The sequence below is a fragment of the bacterium genome (genome assembly GCA_024224155.1).
Classification (GTDB): Bacteria; Acidobacteriota; Thermoanaerobaculia; order Multivoradales; family JAHEKO01; genus CALZIK01.
Genome location: JAAENP010000118.1, coordinates 1 through 25,000, shown reverse-complemented (window position 1 = coordinate 25,000; position 25,000 = coordinate 1). Strand labels below are relative to the sequence as shown.

Annotated in this window: 10 protein-coding genes; 7 read left to right on the top strand and 3 right to left on the bottom strand. The window is 63.9% G+C overall.

The features are described 5' to 3' along the window. From GY769_06815 to GY769_06800, 4 genes are all read left to right on the top strand, one after another. Positions 1-7,683, top strand: a 7,683-nt coding sequence (locus tag GY769_06815) for a DUF11 domain-containing protein (protein ID MCP4201632.1), incomplete at its 5' end; no start/stop codon positions are given. 62 nt (positions 7,684-7,745) lie between these two features. Continuing rightward, positions 7,746-7,946 carry a hypothetical protein gene (locus GY769_06810; GenBank protein MCP4201631.1) on the top strand — a complete coding sequence of 67 codons (201 nt, stop codon included), beginning with the start codon at positions 7,746-7,748 and terminating at the stop codon, positions 7,944-7,946. A 48-nt stretch (positions 7,947-7,994) separates the two neighbouring features. Further along, complete coding sequence (locus GY769_06805; protein MCP4201630.1) at positions 7,995-9,761, top strand: hypothetical protein; 1,767 nt, start codon at positions 7,995-7,997, stop codon at positions 9,759-9,761. A 1-nt stretch (position 9,762) separates the two neighbouring features. Next, positions 9,763-10,692, top strand: a complete 930-nt coding sequence (locus GY769_06800) for a hypothetical protein (GenBank protein ID MCP4201629.1) — start codon at positions 9,763-9,765, stop codon at positions 10,690-10,692. 202 nt (positions 10,693-10,894) lie between these two features. Here the strand turns inward: GY769_06800 and GY769_06795 are convergent, their stop codons facing one another. From GY769_06795 to GY769_06785, 3 genes are all read right to left on the bottom strand, one after another. Next, positions 10,895-14,251 (bottom strand): diguanylate cyclase, encoded by a 3,357-nt coding sequence (locus tag GY769_06795; GenBank protein MCP4201628.1) that lies wholly within the window; start codon positions 14,249-14,251, stop codon positions 10,895-10,897. Further along, positions 14,248-16,371 carry an EAL domain-containing protein gene (locus tag GY769_06790; GenBank protein ID MCP4201627.1) on the bottom strand — a complete coding sequence of 708 codons (2,124 nt, stop codon included), beginning with the start codon at positions 16,369-16,371 and terminating at the stop codon, positions 14,248-14,250. Before GY769_06790 ends, GY769_06795 begins: the two co-directional genes overlap by 4 nt. Positions 16,372-16,747: 376 nt before the next feature. After that, entirely contained in the window at positions 16,748-19,735 is a 2,988-nt protein-coding gene (locus GY769_06785; GenBank protein MCP4201626.1) for a diguanylate cyclase, read from the bottom strand. Between the two features lie 190 nt (positions 19,736-19,925). Here GY769_06785 and GY769_06780 point away from each other — a divergent pair, with 190 nt between their 5' ends. From GY769_06780 to GY769_06770, 3 genes are all read left to right on the top strand, one after another. Next, complete coding sequence (locus tag GY769_06780; GenBank protein MCP4201625.1) at positions 19,926-21,098, top strand: efflux RND transporter periplasmic adaptor subunit; 1,173 nt, start codon at positions 19,926-19,928, stop codon at positions 21,096-21,098. A gap of 5 nt (positions 21,099-21,103) precedes the next feature. After that, a complete protein-coding gene (locus tag GY769_06775) occupies positions 21,104-24,337 on the top strand; it encodes an efflux RND transporter permease subunit (GenBank protein ID MCP4201624.1) in 3,234 nt (1,077 codons plus the stop codon). After that, positions 24,337-25,000, top strand: a 664-nt coding sequence (locus tag GY769_06770) for an efflux RND transporter permease subunit (GenBank protein ID MCP4201623.1), incomplete at its 3' end; no start/stop codon positions are given. The genes GY769_06775 and GY769_06770, both read left to right, overlap by 1 nt.

The window sequence follows — 25,000 nt, the reverse complement described above, 5'->3', positions numbered from 1 at the left end:
GCGGCTCTCCGATTCGACTTCCGTACAGGAACAGGAGTCGAAGTAGCTGAGGATCTAGTCGTCATCGAGGTATCGGCAAACGGCGGCACGGACTATTCGGTTCTCGAAACACTCGATCTCGGCCCTAGCGCCGCGGGGTCGCGAACCTATGACATCTCCCGATTCTCCGCCGTCGATACCCGCATTCGACTTCGGATCTCAGCCGCATACGGCGGTCCCGACGAGTATTTCTACGCCGACAATGTTGAGATCGAGAAGACAACCACCCCTCCCCCGTTCTACGCCCTCTCCACCATCGACTACGACGACACGACCAACGACTGGGGCTTCAGCCTGACCCCGGAGGACTTCCTGGCTACGGCCGCGGCCGTGGGATGGGCGCCGGGCAGTTCTGATCTCACCGAGAACGGCAGCCCGGTCTGGGTGACGGCAGAGGCGGACACGACGCTCTTCGTCGACTACGACGGTGACAGCATCAGCGACGCGTCGTTCCCTCTGAACCGTCTCGAGTCGCTGCGGATCCGCGACGCCGACAACGACCAGACCGGCATGCGCATCTGGACCGAGAACGGCACGCGCATCGCCGCGGCCTGGGGCCAGGAGCCGGGGGTCGCCTCCGCGGGTAGCCCGTCGCTCGATCTCGGCACGGCGGTGTTGCCGTTCGTCAACCCGGTGCTGATCAAGGAGGGCGACCTGGCGATCGACCGGAACGGCAACGGGTTGGTCGATCCGGGCGACACGCTCCTCTACACCCTGACGCTCAAGAACGTCGCCATCTCGCAGCTGGTCGACCCCGAGGTGGTCGATGTGCCCGATCCGAACACGACCTACGAACCCAATACGACCGAGCTCGACGGCGTGCCGATTGCGGACGATGCCGGTCCGGAGACCCCTTTCCCGCTCGATGATGACGGTTACACCCTGGCGACGATGCAGCCGGGGGAGACCGTCGTGCTCACCTACCAGATGACGATCGCCGATCCCCTGCCGGCAGGCGTGTGGTCGGTCGAGAACCGTGCGACCGTCACCGCCGGCGACGGGTCGACGTCGGCTGCCACCCCAAGTACCATCGCGATCCCGGGGATCCGGGTGACCAAAGTGTCCGACGCCGGCGGTCCGGTCCTGCCGGGGCAGCTCCTCACTTACACGGTGACGGTGTCGAATCCGTCGCCCCTAACGGCTGACGACGTCTTTGTACAGGACTTGTTGCCGACGGGAACAACCTACGTTCCGCAGAGCACAGTGGCGATCGGTCCGTCCGGAGGCGGGCCCGTGACCAAGGACAACATCCCGGGCGGAGCGAATCCCGATCTCGTCGATGGGTCGCCGCCCGACCTGGTGCTGCCTACCGACGATTTCGACCTAGCCCAACTCGACACCCTGACGGTGACCTTTCAGGTTCAGGTGGTCGGTTCACCCGACCCGAATCTGACCCGAATTCTCAATGTCGCGAGCGCCTCGAGTCCGGAAATAGACGTGCTAGTCACGGACCAGGTCATCGACCCATTGAGTCCGGGCGGGCAGATCGGCGATCTGGTGTGGCTCGATGTCGACGGTGACGGACTTCGAGACCTGGGCGAACCGGGAATCTCGAACGTGACGGTGGAACTGCTGAACGGTGTGTGCACGCAGGGCGTCAATTGCCCGGCCACGGTGACCGACATCAACGGACGCTACGGCTTCAACCGCCTGGTTCCGGGGAGCTATCAGGTGTTCCTGGACGAGACGACGCTCCCAGGATCGCCCGGGGAGTTGGTGAGCGCGCCGGGCACCGCCAACCCAAGCGCCGTATTGGTCATCACCACGACAGAGGTCTACGAGGGGTTGGACTTCGGCTATGGCCCCGCTCCGGGCACCAATGCCATTGGTGACTACCTATGGAGCGACGCCGACAACGATGGAGTACAAGACCCCGGCGAGCCGGGAATCGGCGGGGTGACCCTCGATCTGAAGCGAGTCTTTTCGGGGACGACCGCGGCGACGACCACGACAGCCGCCGACGGCTCGTATCTGTTTACCGGAGTCGGCCCTGGTTTGTATCGCGTCAAGGTTACCGACACGGCTGTGGTGCTAGCGGGTTACACCTTGTCGAGTGGGCCGCAAAGCGAGAGCGATCCGACATCACCAGTCTGGGTGTGGAGGGACGATGTCGAGCTTTCGACTGATTTTGGCTACTTCAAGGCATCCTTGTTCTCGATTGCCGACGTGGTCTGGCTCGATGCGGATGACAACGGCTTGCGTGGGCCCGCTGAGCCAGGTATCCAGGGCGTTACGGTTCTCCTGGTCGACGACCTGAACGGCAACGGGACGCGGGACTCCAACGAGCCCGTGATCGCCAGCACCGTGAGCGACGCCAACGGCGATGTCTCGTTTCTAGGTCTCGAGGCGGGTGACTATCTGGTCGTCCTCGAGGACGTGGACGCGGTCCTCGTCGGCATGGCCGGCACGACGTCCCCGGCGCAGGCCTTCGAGCTTGCCGTTCAAGTCGGACCGGACCATTCGAGCGAAAGCTTTGGCTACACCAAGCCCGGCGCGATCGGCGACCGACTGTGGAGCGACGGCAACAATGACGGTCTGCAGGACCCGGGTGAGCCGGGACTGTCCGGGGTGACGGTCGAGCTCTGGCTGGACGACGGCGACGGCGTCTTCGACTCGACGGTGGACTTCTTCCAATCGTCGACCACCACCGATGCCGCCGGGAACTATCTGTTCACCGAACTCGAGGTCCATCGGTATTTCACGAGTGTCGACGATACCCAGGCGGCGTTGACGGACACTACACCGACCACGGTCGATCAGGAGGCGGGTCCCAATGCCGCCGGAACGCAGATCGAAGCCGCCCTGCTGTTGAGTAACGCCAGCTTTCTGGCCGCCGATTTCGGCTATCAGGATACGAGCCTCTTCGACGTGTCCGGCAACGTCTTCGAGGATCTCGACGCCGATGGATTCGACGACGGGGCCGGCGAGCCGGGGCTGACAGGCGTCACCGTCGAGCTGGTCGATCCCGGCCCCGATCTCGCCTTCGGCACCGCTGACGACCTGACGGTGGCGGTCGCGACCTCCGATGCACAGGGCAACTATCTCTTCCCCGACGTGCAGGGCAGTGTCGCCGTGCCGCGCGACTACCGAGTGGAGATCACCGACACCGCAGGTGTCCTGACCGACTACCAGCTGACCAGCGGCCTGGATTCGATCGAGATCACGGTCTCCGACGCCGAAGTCTCCGGCATCGACTTCGGCTATGTGCGCGACGCGCAGACCGGCTCGATCGGGAACTCGGTATGGCTGGATAGCGACGGCGACGGTCTCGAGGGCCTCAGCGAAGCGGGTCTCACCTCCGTCATGGTGGATCTGTACGAGGATGTGGACGGCGACGGCGTGTTCGAGCCCGGGGGTGACGACGGCGCACCGATTCGCACCACCGTGACGGACGCGGACGGCCGCTATCTCTTCACCGGGCTTCCCGCCGGCGACTACTTCGTCGACGTTGTCGAGTCGACCCTTCCCGGAAGCCTGGCTGAAACCACGTATCCAGGAGTGGATCCGGGCGCTGTGATTGCCCTGAACGAGGGCGAGAGTTTCAGGCAGGCCAATTTCGGGTACTTGCCCTTGACGGGCACAGCGGTCCTCGGCGACCGTGTGTGGTACGACGCCGACCCCGACGGCCTCGGACCGCTGCTTCCGAACGGCCTGCAGGACCCAGGTGAGATCGGGATTGCCGGGGTCGATGTGCCGATCCAGGGTCCCGGCTGTGCGCCCTGCACCGTGACGACCGGGCCGGACGGAACCTGGCTCGCGACGGGTCTGGCAGCCGGCGCGTACATGGTGACCATTGACTATGCGTCGCTGCCCGCCGACGTCGACACGACGCCGACCAACAACGGCGGCGACGACGTCTACAACATCACCGTGGCCGAAGACGACGTATTCGTCCATCTCGACTTTGGTTTCGGCGGCGGGACCTTCGGCACTGTTGGAGACCTGGTCTGGTTCGACACCGACGGCGACGGCGTGAACGCCGCCGAGTTCGGAATCGAGGGCGTCACCGTCAACCTGGTTCGCGACACCAACGCTGACGGTGTCTGGGATCCGGACGGCGTCGACAACTCATTGGGCACCGTCGATGACGAGTCGATCCTCGCGACGACGTCGTCTGATGTGCTCGGCGCCTATTCGTTCTCCGGCGTTCCCTTGAGCGACAACGGCGACGGCGACGCGTCGGACGCCGACTACTTGATCGACGTCACCGACATTGACGGCGCACTCGCCGGTCTCCAAAGAACCGCCGGTGTCGCCGGAGTCGACGACAACAGCCAGGCGGATCCCTACGCTCTGAATCTCACAGCCATCGGCACCTCCGATCTGACCGCCGACTTCGGCTACACAGCGGTTGGCGAGTTCGGCTCCATCGGCAGCTTTGTCTGGCGCGACCTCAACGGTGACGGAGACGTCGATGCGGGCGAGCCAGGTATCGGGGGAGTGACCATCGAACTCTGGCTGGACGTCGACGGCGACACGGTCATCACCCCCGGGATCGACAACCTGGTACGAGGCACCACCACCGACGTCAACGGCGAGTACCAATTCAGCTCCTTGCCGTATGGCGACTACCTGGTCGACGTCACCGATGACGCCGCAGTGCTGTCCGGCTTTTCAAAGACCACCGGCATCGCCGGAACGGACAACAACAGCCAGGCGGATCCGTGCCCGATGACTCTCGACGCCGTCGGCCCCGACGATATGACCGCCGACTTCGGTTACGAGGCGGCTCCCGGTTTCATCATGACAATTTCGGGCACGGTGTTCGAGGACGGGGACAACGACGGTGCCTTCGACGACCCGGGTGATCCACTGGTGCCGGGTGCGACGGTATCCCTCTACCGCATCGTCAATGGCGTACGCACACTCGTCGACACAGTTACCTCGAAGACCACAGGCCCCGACTTCGGTTTCTACGAGTTCACGGACCTGCCGCCGGGCGACTACGAGATCGAGGTCGACGTGACCGGCACCCTTGCCGACGGTTTTATCCAGACCACCCAGACCGGCACCGGCGGCATCCAGCCGGTGACGCTGACGACCTCGGACTCGACGGGCAACAACTTCGGTTTCTGGAACGGCGGGATCACGACGACGCCGGTGACGCTGGCGTACTTCGAGGCGGGCTCGGACGGCTCGTTCCGCTGGATGACCTCGACCGAGGTCGGAAACCTCGGGTTCAACCTCTACGCCCTGACCGACAACGGCCTCGAGCGCTTGAACGAGGAGCTGATCGCCTCCCACGTGGTCGACTCGCTCGAGCCGCAGAGCTACGAGTTCGAGAGTGCCGGCTCGGCGGGCGAGATCTTCGTTCTCGAAGACGTCGACATCCACGGCGTGGTTCGCCATCACGGTCCGTTCTATGTCGACGAGTCGGCGGGCTCGGAGGCCGCGAAGGCCCAACCGGGGGCCTGGAGCGAGATCCGGCAGAAGAAAGCCGAGCGGCGGCACGCCGAACGCTCCGAGCGGGCCGCGCGCCGGCGCGCTCCGGCCCGGTTGTCGGGAGCGGTCCCGACGCCGACCCTGGGTGTGGCGACGGGCGCCTTCCGCGAGGGCGACGGCGGCTGCCTGGGCTGTGACCGGGGCCGGCGCTCGAGATATCCGGCGGCCAGCCTGGGCGTCGAGCGCGAGGGCATCTACCGGGTGAGCTATGAGGATCTTCTGGCCGCAGGGATCGATCTGGGCGGTGTCCAGAGCTCGTGGCTGGCTCTGTCGAGCCGTGGGGTTGCGGTACCGATGTACATGGCCTCGGGGCCGCTCTTCGGTCCGGGCTCGTATGTCGAGTTCGTCGGTGAGCCGGTCGAGACCCTCTACACGAAGACCAACATCTACCGGCTGGAGGTCCATCGCCAGCTCGCCAAGCGGGTCGAGGTCGCGCCGTTTACCGGCGGAGGCGCCCCGGAGGGGTTCTATCTCGAGACCGCGAAGCTCGAGAATCAGTCTCAGTACCACTTTGCCTCACCGACCGGGGATCCCTGGTACGACGTGCGGTTGCTGGCGGTCTCGGGCGCGGTCGAGAGCTCGATCGGCTTCGATCTCGAGTCCTGGGTGCCGGGAGCGGCGCCGGTGGCTCTTGAGGTCGCTCTGTGGGGCGGCACGGACTTCCCCACGGCCCCGGATCACCATCTCCTGGTCGAGGTCAATGCCTCTCAGGTCGCCGAGGAGTGGTTCGACGGCCTCGCGCAGCCCGAGATCGCCTTTACGGTCTCGGACGGCTCGTTGGCCTCGAGCGCCAATACCCTGACCTTGAAGCTGCCGCACGATACGGGCGCCAAGTACGACCTGGTCAACTACGATCACTTGAAGATCACCTATCCGCGGGCCTTCGTAGCCCGGAGCGACGCCTTGCGGTTCGCTTCGGAGGGTTCGGACTTTGTGGTTTCGGGCCTGTCGTCGGCGGGCGCGGTGGCCTATGGGCGGCACCAGAATGAGATCACCCGGCTCGGGGTCCAGGTCGCCGGCCAGCCGGGGGCCTACGAGGCGAGCTTCGGCGGCCTGGGCGGCGGGTTCGGCGAGCCGGCCGACTACTGGCTGGCGAGCGGGACCGGCGTGCTCCTTCCGACGATCGCCGCAGCGCGCGAGCTCGAGCCGAGGCGAGACCCGGTCGACGTGGTCGTGGTCTCACACGGCGACTTCCTCGCCGGGCTCGACCCCTGGGTCGCGCAGCGCGAGGCCGAGGGCCTGACGGTCGAGGTCGTCGACGTCGCCGATCTCTACGCCCACTACAGCCACGGCATCGTCGATCCCGAGGCGATTCGGCGCCACGCGGCGGTGGCGAGCGCCAAGCTGGGAGCACGCTATCTGCTCCTGGTCGGTGGCGACACCTATGACTACTTCGACTACTTAGGCGTCGGCTCGATGAGCTTTGTTCCGAGCCTCTACGCCCAGACCGACGCGATTGTGCGCTTTGCTCCGGTCGATCCGCTCTACGGCGACGTCGACGGCGACCTGGTGCCGGATCTGGCGGTGGGCCGCTGGCCGGTGCGAACCACCGAGGAGCTGGCCGCGGTGATCGACAAGACGCTCGCGTACGCGCCGTCGAGCGAGTCGCTGTCGGCGGTCATGGCCTCGGACGGCGAGGATCTGGCGTCCGGCTACTCGTTTACGCTCGACAGCCAGAACATGGCCTCTCTGTTGGGCTCGGACTGGCAGGTCGACCAGGTGTCCTTGGACGAGCTGCCGGTGGCCGACGCCCGCCAGGCGCTGATCGATGGCATCGGCGCGGGGCCGGCCCTGACCAGCTACTTCGGCCACTCGAGTCTGACGGTATGGAGCTTCGACGGTCTGTTCGGCTCGGCCGATGTCGAGGAGCTGACCAACACGGGCGCGCCGACCCTGGTGACCCAGTGGGGCTGCTGGAACACCTACCACGTGCTGCCGACCTACGAGACGCTGGGCAACCGGCTGCTGCTCGAGCCCGATCGCGGCGCCGCCGCGGTGCTCGGGGCCGCGACGCTGACCGAGGCGCTCTCCGAGCGCCGGCTGGGCCAGCGGGTCTTCGAGCGCCTGACCCAACCGGGCCTGCGCCTGGGCGACTCGATCACCGAGGCCAAGCAGGACCTGGCCGAGACCGATCCGGGCCGACTCGACGTCCTCCTCGGCTGGACTCTGCTCGGGGACCCAACCTTGACGGTGGTGCCTTAAGGATCCTTCTGGGATATCGGAAGAGGCGGAAGAGGCGGAAGAGGCGAATGAAGAGCAGCCAGATGGATCATCGTGGGGAAGCGCCACTCGAGTGGAACTCGAGGGCACAGCGGAAAGCGCGGCCCGGCCAAGCCCGAAAGCAGGCCTACCGGTCGCCTCGCCTTGAGAAGTATGGTGACCTGCGCACGTTCACGCTGGGTGGCACACCCGGTGCCGGCGACAGCGGCGGCGGAGCATTCATCGAGAATCCCCTCATCCCCTAGATTCTTCAAGAACCGGCGGGAACGCCGACGCTTCGGTAGTCTTCGGCGATGACACGATTTGGGGCGCTCTTCGATCGTTGCGGCCGGCCGCTCGAACCTGCGGCGGTAGAGGAAGTCCACCGAGCGCTCGGCGCTCACCGAAAGCAGTCGGAGACAAGACCCCAGAGCTACCCGTGCTACTACCTCTGTTCGGAGAATGGAGACGGCGCGGTGATGTCCGTCGCTCTGGTCGGCTCGATTGACAACCTCGTCGATCTCGCTCGGACCCTGCATCTCGGCTCCGCCAACACCGGCCTGGCCGAGGTTCTGGCCGAAGGCTATCGGCGCTGGGGCCACGGGCTTTGGCCGAGGCTTGAGGGTTCCTTCGGATTGGCGTTCTTCGAGCCCTCTGGCTCCGAGGTACACCTGGTTTGTGATCCGCTGGGCGGCAGGCCCCTGTTCTACTTCGAAGAGGGAAGCACGGTGGCCATTGCCAGCGAGATCGAGATCCTCTTGCGCTGGCCAGGCAAGCGATGGGGTCTGGATCCGCTTGAGCTGGCCCGCTTCTTCGCGCTCGAAATCCCCTCGGCCGGCGGGACTCATTTCGCCGGTGTCAGACAGGTGGTTGGCGGTGCGGCGATCACGCTGACCTCGGGAGGTCGGACCGAGAGACGTTTCTGGACGCCGGAGCGGATTCCGCTGCGCGCGCCGTCGGGTGACTCTGAGGCGGCGCGCGAGTTCAGGGAACGCCTCGAGACGGCGGTGGGGAGCTTCGTGCGAGAGCCCGAGCGTGTCGGGATCATGCTCAGCGGCGGTCTGGACTCGACCTCGCTGGCCGCTCTGGCGAGCCGGGCGGCGGCTGGAAGCGGAGACCGAGTCGCCGCGTGCTCCTGGATCTTCGACGATCTGGGCGTCTGTGACGAACGCTCCTGGATCGACCAGACTCTCGCCGCCGGCGATTACGAAGTGATCCGAGCGCAAGGCGATCGCCTTTGGCCGCTGGCGGACCCCGACTTGTTTTCGTCTCAGTCCGGATCTCCCGAGGAGAATCCCTACCGGGCACTGAAGCGGGCGCTCTACCTCGAGGCGCGAGATCGGGGGCGAACCGTGTTGCTGAACGGCGGTCCGGCCGACGTCTTGCAGCGTGGAGGAAACCTCTACCTGCGAGAAATGCTCCGCGAGGGCAGGTGGTTTGACGGCTGGCGTGCGCTTCGTCGCCAGATCGACGATGCCGGTGTCCGAGCCGGACTGGGCGCCCTGGCTCGAATCGTGCGCCCCCAAGGGCGTCGGGTCCATGCGAATGAGCCCCCCGCCTGGATGTCGGCAGAGGGCAGGACGGCACTAATGCGGCGGAGCGTCGGTTCGGGGGATCGGTCGCCAACCTACCGAGATGTCGCGCGCCTCGTGGGTAGGCAGGCCCGCAGTCAAGCCCTGGAAAGAAGATACGCGCGAACTCTCGGGGTCGACGTGGTCAGCCCGTACTGGACCCTCGACTTCGTGGAGTTCATGCTTTCCTTGCCGGCCCACCAGGTGTACCGGCCCGGCACCACCAAGTTCATTGCGCGCGAGGCGATGCGTGGCCTGATTCCGGAGCCCATACGCCTGCGCCAGCATCCGACGCTGCTCGACCCGCTGTTCGAGCGCGGCCTTTTGGAGCGGGAGGAGGAAGTAGTCGGAGACCTGCTTCGGGGCGGTGCCCCGCTCTGGCCTCGTTTTGTTGACGCCGAAGCGGTTGCCGGCGTGTGCTCCGGTTCCAAGCCGGCTCACAAGGTGCTGCTGTGGCGATGTGTCAGTTTCGAACTCTGGCGCCGGAAACACGGCTGGGAGTTGGCCTGAGATGGCTGCCGCGAAAAGTAGCTCCCCGATAGAGATCTGGTTCGGTCCTCCGGGACCGGTGCCGGGGGGGCGCCGATACCGTGTCGCCGAGGCGGAGATCCGCTCGAGTCAGCCGATTGTCGAGCTCGAGCCCTTCGAGATCTCGAATCATCCGGATTCCCGAGCCTGGCGGTTCGAGCCCCCGCCTCAGGATTCAGGAGGGTTGCCGAAGGTCTACGAAGGGAGGGGGTGGATCGGTGGCCACGATCTCGGCGTGACCTGTCGGGGTCACGGTGGTCGCTATCGCCTCGACATCGAGCGAGGCGACCGGCTGCATGTCTGGAAGGACGACGGCGGTCGTGGCCTGATGACCCCGCGCGATGCCGAGAACGAAGGCGCGAGGTTTGCCGTGCTCGGCCCCGGCCTGGCTCTGGCACTGGCTCTTGGTGATCATTTCAGCCTTCACGCCAGCGCGATCTCGAGCGGCGCGCGCTGTTTCTTGATCCTGGGTGATTCCGGGGCCGGGAAGTCGACGTTGGCGGGTCGTGCCCGGACCCGAGATGGCTTGGAGCGGGTCGCGGACGATGTCGTGCCGATTGCGTTGACACGGGCAGGCCGAGTGGTGGCCCTACCGCGCTTTCCGCAGCTCAAGCTGCCAGCGTCCGACCAGTGGCGGGGAAGCCCCCGGCTGCCGGTCGCAGCGGTTTTTTTCTTACGCCGGGGCAGCACGACAGGGAAACCGAGGGTGATAGAGCTTTCGGCGCGCGAAGCAGTCCTGAGGCTGGTCGAGAACACCGTGGCTTCACGGCTTTTCGACGCCCAGCTGAGGGAGAGGCACCTCGACGTCTGTGTAAGCGCGGCGGCCTCCATGCGGGTGGCCGACCTCGAGATTCCGGACGATCTGGACAGACTGGCCGAGACTCTCGAGCTTCTGGAGTCAGCTCCGGTCTAGCCTGGCCTTCTCACCAACCTTCTACTGCGACGCCGTAAATACTTGAATCTGCAGCGTTACGCTCCCATCGGCTTCCTCGACGTACGTCGAGTACGCCTGCGTCAGCCTCGGTCGCGAGCCTTGCATCCTCAAACATTTCCGGCGTCTCGCTACGAACGCTGGTGAGAAGGTCAGGCTAGGACGGAGCGCAGTCCGGGGAGGGCTAGGCCCAGGCCCAGACCAGCCGATCTTCTTCCGTGATCGAGGTGCTCAAAGTGACGACCTTCTGCTGCACGAGCTCATCGAGCTCGTGGTTCATTTTCTGCACCAGGGCGGACGGATGGACATTGCTGGCATTCCCCGCCTCGAAGATTCCCACCCACGCGTTGCGATTGCTCTTCTTCGAGATGTAGAGAGCCCGGTCGGCGATCGCGTTGACCTGCTCCCAGGAGAGCGCCTGCGGGAACCGGCGCACGAAGGGGTAGAACGCAAAGCCGATCGAGCACGATAGATGGACCGATTTGCCGAGCCCGAGCTCGAACTCGTGGGCGGCGACGCTTGCGCGCAGCCGCTCGGAAAGATCCTCGGCCGATTCCCGGCGGGTGCGGCGAGCCACGATCAGGAACTCGTCGCCGCCCCAACGGATAATAGTGTCCGATTCTCGGCATGTGGCTTCGAGAAGATCCGTGACTTGGAGAAGAACCCGATCGCCCGCGGCGTGCCCGTAGGTGTCATTGACGCCCTTGAAACCGTCCAGATCAAAGATGAGAAACAGCGTGTCCGGTTGGCTCTCTTTGACCGCGGTATCTGGGTGGCGCTTGAGATCCTCGTAGTATCGGTCAACGAGCGCCAGGTCAGAGTCGATGCTGTTGACAAGGAATCTGCGATTGCGCAACCCGGTCAGCGTATCCGTGACGCTCGCCAGCTCGACTTTGTTGATTGCCGCCTGGAGGTCTCGGTTCTTGAGCGCCAGCTCGCTGGTTCGTTCGGCAACCTGCCTTTCCAGGTGTCGCCGCTGCTCGGTCTCTCGGCGCCGGCGGCCGGCGAGGTTGGCCAGGACAGCGAGAATCGCCACCAACGCGGCCATTACGTAGAGCAGATAAGCCCACCAGGTCTTCCAGGGCGGCGGAATCACGCGGATCGCGATCGAGAGGCCGGTCTCGTTCCACACGCCATCGTTGTTAGCGGCTTTGACGCGCAGGGTGTACGAACCGGGATCCAGGTTCGTGTAGGTGGCCCGATTGAGATTTCCGACTTCGTTCCATTCGGTCTCGAAGCCATCAAGAAGGTACGCATAGCGGTTCTTCTTGGGTGCCGAGTAATCGAGCGCGGCGAACTCGAAGGAGACCACGTAGTCCTTGTGGGACAGTTCGATCTCTTTGAGGTCGGACAGCGGTCCCTCGGTATCCACCTCACGGTTGAACTTGAGGAACGAGGTCACGATCACGGGCGGTGCATGTGTGTTTGACCGGATCGAGGCCGGGTAGAAGGAATTGAAGCCCTCGTTGCCGCCAAAGATCATCTCGCCGTCGGCTCTCTTCCAAAAGGAGGCGAAGTTGAAGCCCTTCGACAGCAAGCCGTTGGAGGTGTCGTAACTCCGAATCTGATCGGTGCTTGGATCCAGGTTGACGAGCCCTTCGTTCGTGCTCATCCAGAGGGTGCCGGCGTCATCCTCCAGGATGCCGTACACGACCTCATTGGGGAGCCCGTTGCGGGAGTCGTAGCGGGTGAAACGTACCCGGTTCGCGTCACGATCGGCCTTGGTCCACTTGTTGAGACCGCCGCCGAGTGTGCCTACCCAGAGAGTCCCGTCAGTGGCCTCGAGAAGGGAGAAGACCGTGTTGGTGCTCAGGCTGTTCGGATTGTCGGGATTGTGCCGGTAACGGGTGAACGATCCGGTGCTTCGGTCGAAGGCGTTGAGACCGCCGCCGTAGGTCCCGATCCAGAGCTTGCCGCTCGACCCTTCGAGCAGAGTCAGAACCCGATCGTTGCCCAGGCTGGCGGCATTGTCGGGGTCGTTCTGATAGCGAATGAAGGAGGTGCGTCGATCGTTTAAGCGATTGAGACCGCCGCCATAGGTACCGACCCAGAGCACGCCGTGGCTGTCTTCATAGACGGTGGTGACGGCGTCCCGGCTCAAGCTGGTCTGGTCATTCGGGTCGTTTCGATAGTTGGTGAAACGCCCGGTCGCCGAGTCGAGTCTGTGGAGCCCCCCTTCGTAGGTGCCAATCCAAAGCGTATCGTCGCTATCGGTAAACAAGGACATGACGCGGTCGTCGTGCAGCGCCGATGGGTCGTTCTCGTTCTCTCGAAAATGGCGCACCTGACCGGTCTTCGGGTCGAGCCGATCCAGGCTCTCGTAGGTGCCGATCCAAAGGTGCCCCGCTCGATCCTCGGAGAAGGAGAGCACGGTATTGCTGGCGAGACTGGTGTCGGGTTTGCCGGGATCGTGCCGGAAGCCCGAGAACGACCCGGTGATCGCGTTCCACTTGCTGATTCCGCCCTGGGTACCGATCCAGAGGACGCCACCCCGGTCCTGACAGATCGCCATGACCTGACTGTCGCTGAGCGACCTCGGGTCCGCGAGGTTGCTGAGGTGACCGACGAACCCGCCGCGCTCGGGGAGCAACTCGTTGATCCCGTCGTCCGTGCCCACCCAAAGAACGCCGTTCCGATCTTGAAAGATCGCGCGCACTCGATCGTCGCTGAGGCTGGCCGGGTCGAGAGGGTCGTGCTCGAATCTCTCGAATCGACCGCTTTCGCGATCCAGCCGGTTGAGTCCACCCTCGTAAGTTCCAACCCAGAGATTGCCCGCTCGGTCTTCGAAGATCGTGCGCACGCGGTCCATGCTGATCGAGGTCCGATCCTTCGGATCGTGGCGCAGATGGGTGAAAGAGCCGGTGGCGAGATCGAGTCGATCCAGACCTCCGCCGTTGGTCCCAACCCAGATGGTTCCCTCGGAGTCTTCGTAAACGGAGCGCACCTGATTGTGCCCCAGGCTCCCTGGGTTGGACGGATCGTGCAGATAGCGCTCGAAGGTCTGGGTTTCGGGGTCGAAGACGTTGAGCCCGGATTCCGTTCCCACCCAGATCCGTCCCGCCCGATCTTCCATGAGCGAGCGTATGCGGTCGCTCGAAATCGAGGTCCCGTCCATTTCATCATTGAGGTAGTGAACGAAGGACTGCGTCTCGGGCATCCAGAGGTTGAGTCCGGCCTCGTTGGTCCCGATCCATAGCCGGCCCTCTTTGTCCTCGAGCAGCGCCCACACCCAGTTGTTTGAAATCGAATCGTCAGAGTCGCTGTTGTTTCTGAACACGACGAACCGGTTGCCGTCATAGCGAGCGAGGCCGTCCTGAGTGCCGAACCACATGAAGCCGGTCTGGTCCTGGACGATCGCGTTGACCGCGTTGTGGGGTAGGCCGTCTTCCGCGGTTATCCGGTCGAAGGGGATCTTGCGCTGCTGGCCGAGTGCAGGTTGCAGTGTGCCTACGAGCGCCATCGACGCCAGCAGCCCCGAAATGAGCGAGCGCTGGCGCTTGGGCTGCCTATGGGAGGCGAGGAATCGATAAACGGCTGTCACGTCGACTCGTTGTTCGGTCGGTTCTGAGATTGTGCAAGTGTATCGAATGTCTCGGCAAACTCTTCAGGCGGCAGGGGTTCGGCGAAGAAGAACCCCTGGACCCAGTCGCAACCCTCGTTCTTGAGGAAGTCGAGCTGGGCCTTGGTCTCGACTCCTTCCGCCACGACCTCGAGCTTCAAATGGCGCGCCATTGCGATGACCGCACAGATTATTGCGGAATCGCTCGAGCCGTGGCTGATCCCCTTGACGAAGGAACGATCGATCTTGAGAATGTCGAGTGGGAAGCTCTTCAGGTACGAAAGGGCCGAGTTCCCGGTGCCGAAATCATCGACGGCCACTCTCAGGCCGAGCCTCTTGAGGCCTTTCAGCGAGCGGACTGAAGTCTCGTCGCCCAGAGCCACGCCCCGTTCGGTGAGCTCCACATCCAGCAGAGATGAGTCAAGACCGGTCTCCTCCAGGATCTGCGCCACCTTCTCGACGAAGTCATCTTCGCGCAGCTGATAGCTCGACAAGTTGACGGATAGGCGGATTCTCGGCAGCCCCTTCTCCAACCAGGACCGAAACTGACTACAGGCGCTGCGCAAGACCCACTCTCCGAGGCCGTTGATCAAGCCCGCTGACTCGGCGATCGGAATGAATTCCTCCGGCGAGATTGGACCCATCGTGGGGTGCCGCCAGCGCAGCAGAGCCTCAGCGCCGACCACCCTCTCCGAGCGGGCGTCGAAAAGGGGCTGATAGACAAGATGCAGCTCTTTCTGGACCACCGCCTTGTGGAGCTCGTTTTCGAGATCGAGCTTTCTTGCCGAAGAGGCATTCATCCAGTCGCTATAGAACTGAAAGCGGTTTCGGCTCAGGTCCTTCGCGTGGTACATGGCCGACTCGGCGTGCTGGAGCAACTCGTAGGCTCCACTTCCGTCGGGGGGGTAGACGGCGATGCCGGCGCTGGCGGTGAGGAAGCACTCTCGATCCGCTACCGAGAAAGGGATCTCCAGTTGCCGAAGCAGCCGCTGCACGGCCTTTGCGGCGCCACCCACGTCTTCGAGATCGCTCAGAAGAACCAGGAACTTGTCTCCGCCCCAACGGGCAACGCTCGGTCCCTGCTCGGGTACCAGAACGTCTCCCTTGCGCAGCGATATCCGGACCCGGTCGGCGATACTGATCAGAAGCTCGTCCCCGATCTCCGGACCGAGCGTGTCATTGATCTTCTTGAAGCGATCCATGTCCAGGTACACCACTGCAGCCATCCGATCGCCTCTCTGGGATCTCGCAAGGGACCCCTCGAGGAGCTCGAGGAACATGTGGCGATTGGGGAGGCCGGTGAGGCGGTCGTAGTTAGCCAGGTGCTGGATCTTTTCTTCGGCACGGCGCAAATCGGTTACGTCTCGGATGACGCCCTGGACCGATACGGCCAGCCCCCCCGGGTCGCGGCTTACCTGCGCTCGGTGGTGTACCGTGCGAACGCTGCCGTCGGGCCAGATGACCCGATGCTCGAGATCGATCTCCGCAAGCTCCAGGACCATCTTCCGGAACGACTCGAAGGCGTTCTTCTTGTCGAGTGGATGGACCGAGCTGAGCAGGGACTCGTAGGGTGAAGCCTCTGCGTGTGGTATTCCCAAGATCCGTGCTGTTTCCTCCGAAGAGGACATGCGTTCGCTGGTGAGGTCGAACTCCCAGGTGCCCAGTCGGGCGATTCTTTCGGCCTTCTCGAGCTGCAACCGGCTGGCAGCCAGGCTCTGGCTGGCGCGGTCCGCATCGATCAAGAGCCGGATCCGGTTGCCGAGGACCGTCCAGTTGAGCGGTTTGACGGCAAAGTCGGTGGCTCCGCAGCTGTAGGCACGGCTGATCGTCTCGGCGTCGTCCATGCCGGTCACGATGACGACCGGCACCGAGTGTCCACCTGGAAGGCTCCGAATTGTCTCGCAGACGTCGAATCCGGAGCGATCCGGCAGAGCGACATCCAAAAGTACGAGGTCCGGAGAGTTCGCCAGATACTGTTCGATCCCTGCCGTCGCGTCGCTCGCCTGGACGACGCGAAAGGACTGCTCTTCCAGCTGGCGGCGCCCCAGCTCGAGCAGGGGAGGGTCGTCTTCGACCATCAGAACCGTAGTCTGGGTCGGCATGCGTCGTTCCCGCCCACCACGGTCTGATTCCTCGGAATCACCGGTTTTGAGCAGAGGGTTCTTTGCTGTCAGGAAATCACCTAGCACACCGCTCTCCCTCGGCCCGGTCCTGAGTGCATGCCCGGGCGGTCGGTCGTGGTGGACCTAGAGGCAATTGGCGTACCGAAAGGAGAATTCGGACCTCCGATCGAAGATCGTCTGGTTCCCCGGCCTCTAAATTCATATATGCAAATGGTTTTCTGCAGAGTGTTCTGGTGAGGCACCGATCATACAAAGGAAAACAGCTCCGGAGTGCCGAAAAAGTGAATGACCAGCCAAATGAAATTCTGGAGAAATCCACCGAAAACCAGCAGTAGACGTCAAAAAAGCGGCGGTATCACGAAACCGGCGACTCGACTCGACTCAGCTCGCCGGTCCGAGTGCGGAAGGTGGGTGCCGTGACTCCCATCAACTGAGACCCCGTCGTGACGTCGTCGGGAATCCGCTTCAGAACCTCCTCGAGCAGCAAGGTCGACGCCTTGCGAATCAGATCTTCGCTCTCGCCCTCATCGCTCGACTCCTGCACCACTTCATTGAGCAGAGCGCGAACGTCCGCCCATCGACCCGAGCGGGGCGACAGGCCGGCCCGTTGCTGGCGCTGTGCCTTGACTAGCCGTCGCCGAAACGTGGTCTCAGCAACTCCGATCGAGCTCGCGGCTCTTCGAGCGACGCCGTTCGCCGCCTCGTTGGCGGCGAGGATCAGGTCCTCCCGGACCCACGTTCCGAGTGGGAACAGCATTTCGCGTCGATCGGTCAGGGCGAGATCGACCTCGCGGCCGAGCGCCTCGCGCAGCCGTGCCCAACAGTCTTCGTCCAGAAGCGTGGGTCCGGCCGTCGGCGTCGGCTTGACTCTGGAATCGATCGCCGCCCTCCGCACCGGCTCGGGAATCAGTGGCGCGGTCGCATCGACGGGGAGGTCCAGGTCGGTTGCGTCAAGCTCTTCACGGTCGCACAGAATGACTGCCTGCATGATGCGATTCTGAAGCTCGCGCACGTTACCCGGCCAGCTGTAGCGGACGAGGTCGTTCTCCGCCGCGGGCGTAAACCGCCGGACGCTCTTTTGATACTGGACCGAGAAGGCATCCAAGAAATGCCGAGCCAGGTGAAGGACGTCAACGGGGCGCTGCCTCAGGGGCGGTACCTCGATCCGCACGACGTTGAGCCGATAGTAGAGGTCCTCGCGGAAGCGTCCCGCCGCGACCTCGAGCGCTAGATCGCGATTGGTGGCCGCCACGATCCGGACGTCGACGCGGCGGGTCCGGCTCCCGCCGACCAAGCTGAACTGCTTTTCCTGAACGAAGCGGAGGAGTTTGCTCTGGACTTCAAGCGGCAGCTCGCCGATCTCATCCAAGAACACGGTGCCGGTATCGGCCTCGGCGAGCTGGCCCTTTCTGCGCCCCTGTGCTCCGGTGTAGGCGCCCTTTTCGTGGCCGAAGAGCTCGCTCTCGATCAGGGTCGTTGCGATGGATCCGCAATCGACGATCACGAACGGACGGTCTCGCCGGGAGGACAGCTCGTGGACGGTCTGCGCGAGCAGCTCCTTGCCGGTTCCGCTTTCCCCGGTGATAAGCACGGTCGCGTCGGTGGGCGCGACTCGCCGTGCGGTAGCGATGGCCTCTTCCATTTCGTGCGATTTGTAGATGAGCTTGGCCTGCTGCAGGGCCTGGCGCAGCTCTTTGAGCTCAGCCTTGAGCTGGCGGCGCTCACCCTCCTGACGCGCCTGATCCAACTCGGCGAGGCGGGCGCGATCGAGCGCCACGGCAAGCTGCCCCGCGAGCGCCTTGAGAAAGATCAAGTCCGAAGACTCGAGCACGAGATTGTCTTCGTCACCCGCGAGAAAGAGAGCCCCCAGGGAAGCTCCGCTGGTACGAAGCGGCACTGCATAGGTGGCTTCTTCGGCGCTCGAGTCGGGCTCCGACGGGCCTTCGCGAGGCTTGCCGGCCGCCACGGCGAGTCTCAGGAGCGTCTCGTCGTCGTGCGAAAGCTCGACGGTCTCGACTCGCGACTGATTGCGCGAGTCCGTGCCCCGGCGGGTGAACCCGCGGGTGAGCACCATCGATCCGTCGTCCTGGGTGGAGAAGACTCCGATACGGCTCGGCTTAAACGCGGCGTAGAGACGCTCGGCCACCTCGCCGCAAAGGCCTTCGAAGTCCTGGTTGAGCGCGATGACATCGATGGTGTCCCAGAGCAGGACCATGTTGCGATAGTCCTTGGAGAGGTTGCCGGTGAAAATGCCGCTCAGCCGGTCGAAGGCCCCCGATTCCTCGAGGCCCGAGCGCTCTTCCCAATCCACCGTGCAGCCTCCACCGAGGCGCTTGGCCGCGTTGAGCGCCTGATCGGCTCGGCGCACAAACTCCAGAGCAGACATGCGGGGATTCTCTTTCTCCTCGAAAACCGCAATACCGATGCTGAAGCCTAGCCGTACGGCTCCGTCGAGAAACGACTTCTCGGCAATGCCTTCGAGCACCTTGTCGGCGACTTCGCGCGCCGTCGTCAAATCGGTCTCCGAGAGAATGGCCGCGAAGATGACGCCGCCGTAGCGGGAGATGGGATCCGAGCTGCGCAGCGCCGAGCGCAGTCGTTGGCTTACGTCCTGGATGATCGAGTCACCGGCCTCTCGACCGAATCGCTCGTTGATCGTTGCGAACTCGTCGGGATTAATCAGCAACAGCGACAGTGGCTGGCCATTGTGCCGAGCTCGTTCGAACTCCTCGGTGAGGATGGCCTGAAAGCCGGTTCGGTCGGGGAAGCCGGTGATCGGATCCTTCAGGATTGCCGCCACCTGCGACGCGTGGCTGGCGAGAGCGCCGCCGAGCGCGAACAGCCATTCCCACCAGGGGACCGAGTCTTCCTGAGCCAGCCTCTCGAGAAAGTCGCGGTCTTTGAGTCGCTCCTCCAAAGTCGCACCGTTCTCGGTGAAACGGAAGCCGAGCCAGGCCGAGGGCTGGCTGGGAGGAGGCTGGCCGTCCGAGCGACGGCGGGCCGGCGACGAGTCCTCATCCTGGTGTGAGTCGGCCGGCCAGACGCCACCCGACCAGAAGGATTCGACCGAGGGTAGAGGCAGCAAGCTCCCATCCGGATCCGCACTTCGAACCAGTGGCCGGGCCTTGCCCGGGGCCGGCTCGGACCTCCGCTCGGCGGCGAAGGCCTCGGCGGCTTCGAGGTTGGCGAGCTCCGGCAGACACGGATCTTCTCCGTCCGCGATCAGAAACGGCTGCGACAGTCCGCTCAGCGAGGTGGGCACATAGAGGCAGACGCTCCGTGCACCGCTCAGGCTGCGTATTCCGTGGACGTAAGACTGAAGAAGCTCGGTAGTTTCGATCATGCGCAACTCTCTCGGAGGGCGGCGCCCGAGAGTGGCTAGGAGGCCTTCAAGTGGGTCCAGATCTTAGCACGCAGCCCGGCCGAGAGAGGCCGTCGAGATCTTGAAACACTCAGGCGTTTGCGTGCGTATTGCTAGCTAGTACCAACCGCCGCGGCCTCGCTCCGGGGTGGACACTCAGGGAGAAAGCAGAATGAGCTTGGAAGCCGGCGGAAGTCACAGGAAGCAGAAACGGTTGCGGATCATCTGGGTAGCCGGACTAGTCGTTGTGCTCGCGGTTTCCGGCCTGGCTGTGGTGAACCTGAGCGCGGCAAAGGCCAACGGAGCGGATTCGCCCGAGGCGGAGGAGTCTGAGAGCGAGAGCGGAGAGGATGAAGAGAGCAAGGCGCCGGTTCCGGTCGAGATCGCTACCGTCAAGCAGGGTGCAATCTCCGCGTACATCACGACCAGTGCCAATCTGGTCGCGGAAGACGAGGTCCGCCTGCTGAGCGAGGTCGAGGGGCGCGTAGAGAGCCTCTTGGTAGACGAAGGCGATTTCGTGCGCGAAGGCCAGCATCTCGCGCGTCTCGTTCGAGACGACGAAGAGATCAACCTGAGAAAGACCGAGCTCAAGGAGACCAACGCCCGGCTTGCCTACGAGCGGGGTGAAGACCTCGCCGACAAAGAGCTGATCAGTCGCGAGGAGTTCGACAAGTTCAAGATGGACTTCGAGATCGCTCAGCAAGAGAAAGCCGAAGCGGGATGGCGTTTGCAGAAGACCACTATCAAGGCACCGTTCGCCGGTCAGATCAGCGAGCGAATGATCCAGGTCGGACAGAATCTGCGCCTGTCCGACGAGCTGTTTCAGTTGACGGATGTCGATCCTTTGATCTCGCGCATCTTTCTCCCTGAACGAGACGTCATCGGGCTGGAAGAAGGTGGCCAGGTTCGGATCACTCTCAATGCGGATGCCGACACGCAGTTCACCGGGCGGATTCGGCAGGTCAGCCCGGTCGTGGATACGGCCACCGGGACGATCAAGGTTACGATTGAAGCCGTCGAGCCGCCCTCGAGCGTCCGCTCGGGCAGCTTCGTCACGATAGACATCATCCGTGAGACCCGGAGCGGAGTAGCTCTGGTGCCGCGAGAAGCGGTGCTGCGTGAGCTGCAGTCGGCCCATGTCTTCGTCTTCTCCGAGGACGGCAAGGCCGAAAAACGAGAGATCGAGCTGGGACTCGAAGAGGGCCTCTGGGTACAGGCCGTAAAGGGTGTGAGCGCGGGTGACAACGTCATCGTCGCCGGCCAGGGAGGCCTCAAGGAAGGTGCCGCGGTCAAGCTGGTCGGGGCCGCGGAAGAAGGCTCCCGAGCCGCCGAAGAAGCGAGCTGAGCGCGATGAAGCTCGTGGACTTCTCGCTGCGTCGTCGAGTCACGATCTCGATGGCGGCGGTTGCTCTCATGCTGTTCGGGCTGGTGGCGTTCGGCCGTCTCTCGATCAATCTGCTCCCCGACCTGTCGTATCCGAGCTTGACCGTGGAGACCCGGTTGGCGGGCGCCGCGCCGTCCGAGGTGGAGGCCCTGGTCTCGCGTCCCATCGAGGAAGTGGTCGGGATCGTCGCGGGGGTCAAGCGCCTGACTTCGGTGTCGCGGCCGGGACTGTCCCAGGTCACGCTCGAGTTCGAGTGGGGGCGGAATATGGACTTCGCCTCACTCGACGTTCGCCAGAAGCTGGATCTGTTACGCATGCCGAAGGAAGCGTCGAAACCGATTCTGTTGCGGTTCGATCCCGCCAACGATCCCATTGTCAGGCTTTACGTGACCGGGGGGCGTGATCTCTACCAGCTTCGCTATGTGGCGGAAGAGGTTCTCAAGAAGGATCTCGAATCCACCGAGGGCGTGGCCGCGATCAAGGTCAACGGCGGCTTCGAGGAAGAAATCCAGGTTCAGGTCGACGAGGGCAAGCTCGCGATTCTGGGGCTCAGCATTCAGGACGTGAACTCGGTTCTGCTGCGCGAGAACGTCAACCAGGCGGGCGGCAGCCTGTACGAAGAGGAAGCCCGCTACCTGGTGCGCGCCAACAACGAGTTCGAGGGTCTCGCCGACATAGACGACACGGTGGTGATGACGCACCGCGGGCGAAGCGTCAAGGTCTCCGACATCGCAACGGTGCGTCGGGGCCACAAGCAGCGCGAGGTCATCACACGCTTCGGTGGCAGCGAAGCGGTGGAGCTGGCCTTGTACAAGGAGGGCGACACGAACACGGTCCATGTCGCCCGAGCGATTCTGAGCCGGCTCGACAACGTCAGTGACGAGCTGCCCGAAGGCATCGAGGTGATCACCGGGATCGATCAGTCCGAGTTCATTCAGGCGTCGATCGACGAGGTGTTGATGAACGCCCTGCTGGGCGGCGGTATCGCGATTCTGGTGCTGCTGTTCTTTCTCAAGGACCCTCGAAGCACGCTCATCATCGGGCTTTCCATCCCGATCTCGGTGGTTGCGACCTTCTTTCTCATGTACCGGACCGGAACCACGCTCAATGTGATGTCCCTGGGAGGCCTCGCGCTGGGCGTCGGCATGCTCGTCGACAACGCCATCGTTGTCCTCGAGGCCATCCACAAGCGAAGAGAGCGGGGTGCTTCGGCTATCGAAGCGGCCCGCGAGGGCGCATCGGAGGTAGGGACCGCGGTTTCCGCGTCCACATTAACGACAGTCGCCGTGTTTCTGCCGGTGGTGTTCCTCGAGGGAATCGCCGCTCAGCTCTTCCGCGACATGGCGCTGACGGTGTCCTTCTCGTTGATCGCATCGCTCGCGGTCGCGCTGACGCTGATCCCGATGCTGGCCGCGATCCTGGGTGGTGAGCAGACGGCGTCGAGGCCGATATCGGCCCCAGCGAACGACAGGATTCGGGGCCTGCTGCGCTGGCTTTTCGTAACCTTGCCGGCGTGGGCGGTTTTTTCGCTTCGTTGGCTGCTGGCATCGGCCGGCAGGCTGCTCGCGATCGTCGGCCGGCCGGCCACCACCGCGTTCGACACGGCTCTGGCGATGATTGCCAAGGCCTATCCGAAGGTTCTTAGAACCGCCCTGCGAGCCCGCCCGGTGGTTCTCGCGGTCGCTCTCCTGGCCTTTGCCGGAGCCGTCCAGTTGATTCCGAGGTTGGGTTTCGATCTCATTCCGACGTTCTCGCAAGGCGAGTGCAGCTTTCTGGTCGAGCTTCCCGAAGGCACGCCGCTCGAGGCAACCGACCGTTTTCTGGCCGACGTCGAGACGGTGCTCGCGGGCGACGAGACGATCGCCAGCTTTGCCGGGATCGTCGGCGGCCGGGGCCTGTCGCTCACCAACACGGGCAGTGAGGGCGAGAACACGGCGCGACTACAGATCCGGATGGCCGACAACACCACCGCCGAAGACGAGCAGGTCGTAATTGCGGCGGTCCGGCAGCGCCTGGAGCAATCGGGGCTGGTTAATTCCAAATTCGAGCGCCCGACCTTCTTCAGCTTCCGCACTCCGATCGAGGTCGAGGTGTATAGCGACGGCCTGGCGGACCTTCACACCGCGTCCAACCAGGTTCGCGCCCGGCTCGAGCGAGTGCCCGGCATGGTAGACGTCAAGTCCTCGGCGGAACTCGGTAACCCGGAGCTTCAGATCCAGTTCGATCGCAACCAGCTGGCGCGGCTCGGGCTCAACCTGGGCGATGTCGCGGACACGATCCGTAACAAAGTCCAGGGTGAGATTGCGACGCGTTTCACCGAAGGCGACCGCGAGATCGACATCGTGGTCCGGTCGGTCGACCTCGGGCGGGCCTCGGTCGGCGACGTCAACGACTTTATCGTCGCCCAGCGAGAGGGGGTCCCGATCTACCTGAAGTCGGTGGCCGCGGTCGAGCTCACCGACGGGCCGAGCGAGATCCGCAGAATCGGACAGAAGCGCGCGGGGGTCGTGTCGGCCGACATCGCCGGCAGGGATATGGCCGGGGTGGCCGTCGACGTGCGCGCCGCACTCGACGAGCTCGTGCTTCCGGCCGGCGTCACGGCAGCACTCTCGGGCCAGGAAGAAGAGCGGGCCGCCGCCCAGAAGTCGCTCGCCCTGGCGATGGCCCTGGCGATCTTTCTGGTCTACCTGGTGATGGCCTCACAGTTCGAGTCGTTCTTGCATCCGTTCGTGATCATCTTCACGCTGCCGTTGGGTGCCATCGGCGTGATTGGCGCCCTGGCTGTGACCGGCCGCTCGATCAACATCGTGGCGATGATAGGCGCCGTGATGCTGGCCGGCATCGTGGTCAACAATGCGATCGTCTTGGTCGATGCGGTGAACCAAAGGAGGCGAGCCGGCCTCAGCAAGACCGAAGCGCTGGTGGCTGCCGGAAGCGATCGTCTGCGGCCGATTCTGATGACCTCGACGACCACGATTCTGGGGCTGTTGCCGATGGCACTGGCCCTGGGTGAAGGAGCCGAACTGCGCGCGCCGCTCGCGATCACGGTGATCGGTGGACTGGCGGTGGCGACGCTTCTCACTCTGATCGTGATTCCTGTGGTCTACTCCCTGGTCGATCGGAGAGACGAGCTCGGCGTGAAAGTCGGAAAGCCGGTGTCCGAGGCACTGGCGGGCGAAACCGTCGGGGAGACGGTCTAGTGCACTTGCCCAAGCTAGCGGTCGGCCGGCCGATCACCACCGCGATGATATTGATCAGCATTCTGGTGGTCGGCGGCATCGCGATCGCGAGCCTTCCGCTGGCCTACCTCCCCGAGGTCGACGCTCCGTTCATCGGTGTCCAGATTCCGTATCCGAACGCGAATCCGCAGCAGGGCGAAAGGGAAGTTCTCAAGCCGGTCGAGGAGATCCTGGCGACCATGCCCGGGGTGCGGACCCTCAACTCACAGGCGGACGCCGATCAGGCGCAGTTCTTTCTGGAGTTCGACTGGGGCAAGGAGCTGGACATCGTCCGGATGCAGGTCAGCGAGAAGATGGACCAGATCAAGGGCGATCTGCCTACGGCGATCGGCGAGATCGTCATCTTTTCGTTCAACACCAACGACATTCCCGTGGTTCAGGCTCGAGTTTCGGCCAGGGGCGTCGACCTGTCGGAGTCGTATGACCTGATCGAGGCTCGCGTGCTCAACCGATTGCGCCGGGTGCCGGGCGTGGCCCGGGTCGATCTGGACGGCGTCGAGCCACGGGAAATCTCGATCGATCTGGTTCTGACCCGCATCCGTGAGCACAACGTCGATGTCGGTGCTTTGATCGGGCAGCTTCAGGGCGCGTCCTCCAACATGGTGCTCGGCCAGGTGGATCAGG